This is a genomic window from Rhodococcus sp. 1168 (assembly GCF_002091955.1).
Taxonomy (GTDB): Bacteria; Actinomycetota; Actinomycetes; order Mycobacteriales; family Mycobacteriaceae; genus Rhodococcoides.
Genome location: NZ_MKKY01000076.1, coordinates 102,533 through 108,533 on the forward strand (window position 1 = coordinate 102,533; position 6,001 = coordinate 108,533).

A 6,001-nucleotide genomic window follows, 5' to 3' on the forward strand; every position below is an offset into this window, starting at 1 on the left:
CCCGATCGTGTCAACCCTGGACATCGAGAGGAGGGATCGACCAACCATGAGTGTCGACGAGGTGAGCACCTCCAAAGCCGCCGCCCGAATCAGAAGCGCAGCCATCGAGATCTTCGCTGCCAAAGGGTACGGCGCGACGTCGACGCGCGAGATCGCCGCGAGCCTCGATCTCAGTCCCGGGGCCATGTATCCGCACTACAAAACCAAAGAGTCGCTACTGTTCGACGCGAGCCTCGACGGACACCGACGTGCGCTCGCCGAAACCAAGCAGGCCGATGTCGAAACCGACCCGCCGCCGGCACGACTCGCATCCACGGTCCGCGCGTACGTCCAGTTCCATGCCCGTCATCACGCCTTGGCACGGGTCATCCAATACGAACTGCGGTCGCTCACGCCCGAGCACTTTCGCACGATTGCCGCTGTTCGACGGGCCACCTCCAAGGTGTTCACCGACATCATCGACGCCGGCGTAATCACGGGAGATTTTTCGGTCGCCGATACCGACGCTGCTACCTTGGCGATCACCTCGCTCGGAATCGACGTCAGCCGATGGTTTCCGAGTAAGTCGTTCTCGGACCCGGACATCCTGGCCTCGCGTTATGTCGAACTGGCGCTTCGGATGGTCGGCGCACCGCCGTCGTAGTTTTCACGGCAAGCCAGCGCGTCCAGCAGTCCAGCCAGCTATCTACTCATTCCGGCTACAGCGTCGGTTGCCATTGCTGTGGGTCACGCACGACGATCGGAAGTGCGTCCGGATCACCTGCAGGCCACCGTGCGGGAGATTCACCGAGTTCATGCAGGCGTTCCATTTGCTCACGACACCACGGCGATACCGCACCACCCTCAGCCACGAACCTCGAAAATTGTTGCCACGGAACCCAATCAGCACGTGAGACCTCGTCTGGATGCGGTTTCGGAGCGGGCCCGTCGTAGATGACGCCGAACACCGGACACAGTTCGTTTTCCACGATTCCGTTCGCCATAACGGCCCGATACCGGAAACCGGGAAGCAGCAGGCGCACGCCTCCTGCCTCGATTCCCAGCTCCTGACTCAACCTGCGCAGGACCGCATCACCCAGATTCTCCCCTGGTCCCGGATGCCCGCAACAACTGTTGGTGGTCACCCCCGGCCAGGTCGACTTATGATGGGCACGCTCGGTTACCAGCACGTCGTCCTTGCCGTTGAATACGTAGCACGAGAACGCCAGATGCAGCGGAGTCGTCGTCGTATGCACGGTCGACTTCGCCCGCGTTCCCAATTTCCGGCCGGCATCGTCGACGAGTACGACCTCCTCGGTCAGCATCGGGCACTGCCGGCGGATGAGGTGAGGGGCTCGCAAGCTATCCGATCCATACCGTCATGTTCCCAGACCCCGCCACAATCGAAACATTTCGGCGCCGGTCGGCGCGTTCTTTTTTCTGGAACGTCATTGCCGGGCATCGCGGGACCTCAAACGTAGGTTCGGAGTGCCTGGGGACATCGGGTATGACTTCTCTTTATCGCTGTTCGGATGGCCGGGAGGGAATGGCCGCTCGGTATCCTCGACGACTCGACCGCTCGGTGAGAGGCGCGACGCGATCGCTGATCAAGGACACGACATGAATGCCGTCCGCCAAGTGGTCTATCTGTATCCATCGATCGAGGGGACACGCTGTGCAGGACTCGCGGGTGGGTATCCACCGGTCGACGTCGCATCGGGGTCGTCGAACACCCCCGCTCCGCCGCACACACCGGTGTCGGGCAGTCTCAGTTCGACCTTCCGGGCGCCCTCGTGATCGCCGGCGAGCTCGGCGGCGATGCTGCGAACCTGCTCGTATCCCGTCATCGCGAGAACGTCGGCGCGCGGCCGCAACTCTTCATGCCCACCAGGTACAGACCCGGCTCCGTTTGGGTGAGCTCCTCGACGCCATGGGGGGACACCGATCCGCACGAGTGCATGTTCGGATCGACCAGTTCTGCGACGAACCTCGGTGCCTGCAAGGTCGGGTCGAGGTCGAGGCGTACCCCGGAAAGCCACGACAGGTCCGGCCGAAACCCGGTCAGCGCGACGATACGGTCGACGTTCTCGATCCGCGCGCCGGTGTCTCCGACCAGTGTGAGCCGATCACCCTGTGCAGCTACCTCTTCGGTACGGAACCCGGACGCCACTGTCAGGTATCCGTCGTCGACGGCCTTCTTCGCACGCAGGCCCAGGGCGCGCCGCGGGCGGCCAGTTCGTCGGCTTCGCCGCCCAGGTCAGGGTCGTACCGGGGTGCTGTGCGGCGAGGTCGGCGAAACTGATGATCGCGGTGAGGGCGGAGTGTCCGCTGCAGGCGATGACGATGTGCTTGCCGGCGTAGACGAATAGGACACTGTGGTCTTCGAGGTCGGGAACCCGATAGGCGATTTGCTCGGCCGCGGCGCGTTCGCCGATCGCCGGAAGTCCCTCGCTACCCAGCGGATTGGGCGATCCTCACGTTCCGGATGCGTCGACGACGGCGCGGGCGAGGATGCGTTCTTCGGTGCCGTCACTGCGGCGTACATGCACCGACAGCGGTTCGGTGTCGCGCCCGGCGTCGACCACGCGGTCGCGGCCACGCGGTCGCGGCCACGCGGTCGCGGCCACGCGGTCGCGGCCACGCGGTCGCGGCGTGCGACGCCGACGATCCGCGCTCGAGCACGACGACGTCGGACCCGGTCTCGGTGAGACGCGCGGCGGCAAGTCCGATGGATCCTGTGCCGACCACCACGACGGGGTATTCGGTCATGATGTGACTACCTTTCCTCGGTGTAGCAAAGAATGCACGGCGTTGCGTGCGGTGCGCCCGACGCCGATCAGTGTCGCTGACGCGGGGCCGGTCCAGTCTCCGTAGCCGAGGAACACCACGGTCTCCTCACCGCGTACGTGATTGCCGTCCAGGGCAATCGAGTGGCCCTCGGTCGGTAGGTGCAGCGGATGCAGGTGCCGCACCGCGGGTCTGAAGCCGGTGCACCAGATGATGGCGTCAAGGTGCTCGGTGTCGGTGCCGTCGGGGGTGAGTGCGGTGAACATGGGGTGTGCGTGCAGAACGCCGCGGTCGCGGGCGGCCTGGACGGGCGGCACCATCACGATGTCCCCGAGCCTCGCCACTCCGCCGGTGTCGTGGTTCCCTGAAGCCAGTGAGCGGGCACGGTCGGAAGCGACGTCGAACAGGACGCGGCCGTCGACGTCGTCGGGCAGAAATCTCGGTTCGCGCTCGGTGAACCACTCCGTGTCGGCGACTGTGGATACCTCGGCGAGGATCTGGGCTGCGGAGTTGCCACCCCCGACGATGCCGACTCGCATTCCCTGGAACGGATTCGGGCGGTGGTAATCGTGGGCGTGCAGTTGTGTTCCGCGGAACTCGTGCATGCCGGGGTAGCTGGGCCAGAACGGGCGCGACCAGGTTCCGGTTGTATTTATCAAGGCTGCAGCCGAATACGTGGCATTATCGGTGTGGATGCGATACCCGGCTCCTGCGCGGTTTACGGAGTCCACCCGCACGGGTCGATGCACGGGGAGTTCGTACTTCTTCTCGTATGTCCGGAGGTAGTCCACCACGTGTGAGGCCGGCGGAAACCCACCGTGCCACGGCGGCATCGGCCACCCCGGCAATCGCGAGTACTCGGCGGGGCTGAACAGGTGCAGCGAGGGCCAGTAGTCCTGCCACGACCCGCCGGGGTGCGTCTGATCGTCGAGGATCACGAAATCCACCCCGGCGCGGCGCAGATAGTACCCGGCGGCAAGGCCTGCCTGGCCACCGCCGATGATCACAGCCTCGGCGCTGAGCACGACTCAGCCGATCCGCGAGACTAATTCGTCGACGCGGGCGGCGATGTCGTCGCGGACCAACCGCATGCGTTCGATTCCGTCGATTCCGCGTTCGGACGGCTCGTCGGTGTCCCAGTTCTCGAACGTCGGGCCGTCGACGATGTCGACCTGCGCTTCGCTGCCGAGGGTGATCACGTAGTCCATCCGCGCCAGCAACGCCGGGTCGATCGGCTTCGGCTGCTCACCGCTCAGATCCACTCCGACCTCGAGCAGCGACTCGGCCGACAACGCGTTCACCGCGGTGCCGGGTGTCGTTCCGGCAGAATGCACCTCGATGGCGTCACCAGCTGCTTCGCGCATCAGTCCGGCCGCCACCTGCGACTTGCCGCCATTCTTCACGCACACGAACAACACGCTCGGGGTGCTCATCGGACCGAGCGGGACCGTGCAGGAACCAGTTCCTCGACGAGGTCGCGGACGAGCTCTTCGATGCGGTCCCGGATGGGGCGGACCGCGTCGATACCGTTGCCAGCGGGGTCGGGTAGTGCCCAGTCGCGGTAGCTCACACCGGGGAACACTGGGCACGCGTCACCGCATCCCATGGTGATGACGACGTCGGAGGTTTCGACGGCGTCGGGAGTGAGGATCTTGGGGGTCTGGTTCGAGATGTCGATCCCGACCTCGGCCATAACCCCGACGGCGGAGGCGTTGACGGTGTCGGCGGGAGCGCTCCCGGCGGACCGGACTTCCACCGAGTCGCCGGAGAGGTGGGTCAGGAAGCCCGCGGCCATCTGGGATCGGCCGGCGTTGTGGACACAAACGAACAGAACACTGGGTGTGTGGGGCATCGAAGAACCCTTTCGGTCGGTCTCGGTGTGTGTGCGGTGTCAGGAGAGAACGGGCGTCGTCAGTTCGGTGAGCAGCTGGCGGACGCGGGTGTCGAGGTCGTCGCGTACGCGGCGCACCTCGTCGAGCGGTTGGCCATCCGGGTCGTCGAGTTCCCAGTCGAGATACCGCTTTCCGGGATAGATGGTGCAGGCGTCGCCGCACCCCATCGATACCACGACATCGGCGGCTGCGACGACGTCGTCGGTCAACGGTTTGGGGAACTCTGCGCCGAGGTCGATGCCAACCTCGGTCATCGCCTGAACGACGGTGGGGTTGATCTCGTGAGTCGGCGCCGAACCAGCGGAGCGAACGTGCACTAGCCGGCCACCGCGGTGGGCAAGCAGCGCCGCGGCCATCTGAGAGCGGCCGGCGTTGTGAACGCAGATGAACAGCACCTCCGGAACGTCTTTCGGCGCTGCGCCCTGCGACTGGGCCAGCGCGGTGAGGCGGTCAGCCGCAAATCGACCCGCCAGAGACGTCAAGTGCGTGTGAATCTTCGCGGTGCGCCGCAGGGCCGCGTAGGACTCGAAAACGTACCGCTCGACGGTCTGCGGGGAGAACACACCGGTGTATTTCGCGGACAGTTCGGCCGTGGTGTGGCTCAGCACGGCTTGGGGCATGAGGAGTTCGGGTTGGGCGCGGTGTTCAGACATCAGGACTCCTGTGTCGCTGTGGTCACGGAAGGGCGGGGAATGAAGCGTTTACGCAGGGCGAGTGAGACATAGACAAGTCCGACGAGAACGGGGACTTCGATGAGGGGCCCGACGACGCCGGCGAGGGCTTGACCGGATGTGGCCCCGTAGGTTGCGATGGCGACGGCGATGGCGAGTTCGAAGTTGTTGCCCGCGGCGGTGAACGCGAGCGTGGTGGTGCGTTCGTAACCCAGACTCATGGCGGCACCGAGGATGTAACCACCGCCCCACATCACGGCGAAGTACACCAGCAGAGGCAGCGCGATGCGGACGACGTCGAGGGGCTGCGAGGTAATTCGATCGCCTTGCAGCGCAAAGAGAATCACAATGGTGAACAAAAGACCGTACAGCGCCCACGGTGCGATGCGGGGAATGAACTTCTCCTCGTACCAATCGCGTCCTTTGGCGCGTTCGCCAAAAAAGCGGGAGGCAAATCCAGCGATTAACGGGACGCCGAGAAAGATCAGTACCGATTTGGCGATCTGCCAGGGCGAGGCCTCGATGGTGGTCTGGTCCAGGCCTAGCCACCCCGGCAGCACCGAGAGGTAGAACCAACCGAGGACGGCGAACATGAACACCTGGAACACGGAGTTGATGGCGACCAGGACGGCGGCGGCTTCACGGTCACCGCACGCAAGGTCGTTCCAGATG

At 64.9% G+C, this 6,001-nt stretch carries 7 protein-coding genes and 1 pseudogene; 1 reads left to right on the forward strand and 7 read right to left on the reverse strand.

From position 1 onward, the window contains the following. Positions 1-46: 46 nt before the first annotated feature. On the forward strand, positions 47-643 hold the full coding sequence (locus BJI47_RS17580) for a TetR/AcrR family transcriptional regulator (protein WP_088944944.1): 597 nt from the start codon (positions 47-49) through the stop codon (positions 641-643). Between the two features lie 55 nt (positions 644-698). Here BJI47_RS17580 and idi read toward each other — a convergent pair whose 3' ends face one another. From idi to BJI47_RS17615, 7 genes and pseudogenes are all read right to left on the reverse strand, one after another. Continuing rightward, positions 699-1,304 carry an isopentenyl-diphosphate Delta-isomerase gene (gene idi, locus BJI47_RS17585; RefSeq protein WP_088944945.1) on the reverse strand — a complete coding sequence of 202 codons (606 nt, stop codon included), beginning with the start codon at positions 1,302-1,304 and terminating at the stop codon, positions 699-701. A 318-nt stretch (positions 1,305-1,622) separates the two neighbouring features. Further along, positions 1,623-2,748: pseudogene (locus BJI47_RS17590) on the reverse strand (flavoprotein). After that, positions 2,745-3,791 (reverse strand): ArsO family NAD(P)H-dependent flavin-containing monooxygenase, encoded by a 1,047-nt coding sequence (locus BJI47_RS17595; protein WP_088944946.1) that lies wholly within the window; start codon positions 3,789-3,791, stop codon positions 2,745-2,747. The pseudogene BJI47_RS17590 and the gene BJI47_RS17595 overlap by 4 nt, the downstream one beginning before the upstream one ends. Before the next feature lie 3 nt (positions 3,792-3,794). Then, a complete protein-coding gene (locus BJI47_RS17600) occupies positions 3,795-4,199 on the reverse strand; it encodes a low molecular weight phosphatase family protein (RefSeq protein WP_088944947.1) in 405 nt (134 codons plus the stop codon). Continuing rightward, on the reverse strand, positions 4,196-4,618 hold the full coding sequence (locus BJI47_RS17605; RefSeq protein WP_088944948.1) for an arsenate reductase ArsC: 423 nt from the start codon (positions 4,616-4,618) through the stop codon (positions 4,196-4,198). Before BJI47_RS17605 ends, BJI47_RS17600 begins: the two co-directional genes overlap by 4 nt. 39 nt (positions 4,619-4,657) lie before the next feature. Beyond that, a complete protein-coding gene (locus tag BJI47_RS17610) occupies positions 4,658-5,311 on the reverse strand; it encodes an arsenate reductase ArsC (RefSeq protein ID WP_088944949.1) in 654 nt (217 codons plus the stop codon). Continuing rightward, on the reverse strand, positions 5,311-6,001 hold a 691-nt coding region (locus BJI47_RS17615; RefSeq protein WP_217808557.1), incomplete at its 5' end, for an arsenic resistance protein. The genes BJI47_RS17610 and BJI47_RS17615, both read right to left, overlap by 1 nt.

What these genes read in the sequence shown, in the direction of transcription:
- BJI47_RS17600 (WP_088944947.1), bottom strand. Translation starts at nt 4,199, where the DNA reads ATGAGCACCCCGAGCGTGTTGTTCGTGTGCGTGAAGAATGGCGGCAAG.
- BJI47_RS17580 (WP_088944944.1), top strand. Translation starts at nt 47, where the DNA reads ATGAGTGTCGACGAGGTGAGCACCTCCAAAGCCGCCGCCCGAATCAGA.
- BJI47_RS17610 (WP_088944949.1), bottom strand. Translation starts at nt 5,311, where the DNA reads ATGTCTGAACACCGCGCCCAACCCGAACTCCTCATGCCCCAAGCCGTG.
- BJI47_RS17605 (WP_088944948.1), bottom strand. Translation starts at nt 4,618, where the DNA reads ATGCCCCACACACCCAGTGTTCTGTTCGTTTGTGTCCACAACGCCGGC.
- idi (WP_088944945.1), bottom strand. Translation starts at nt 1,304, where the DNA reads ATGCTGACCGAGGAGGTCGTACTCGTCGACGATGCCGGCCGGAAATTG.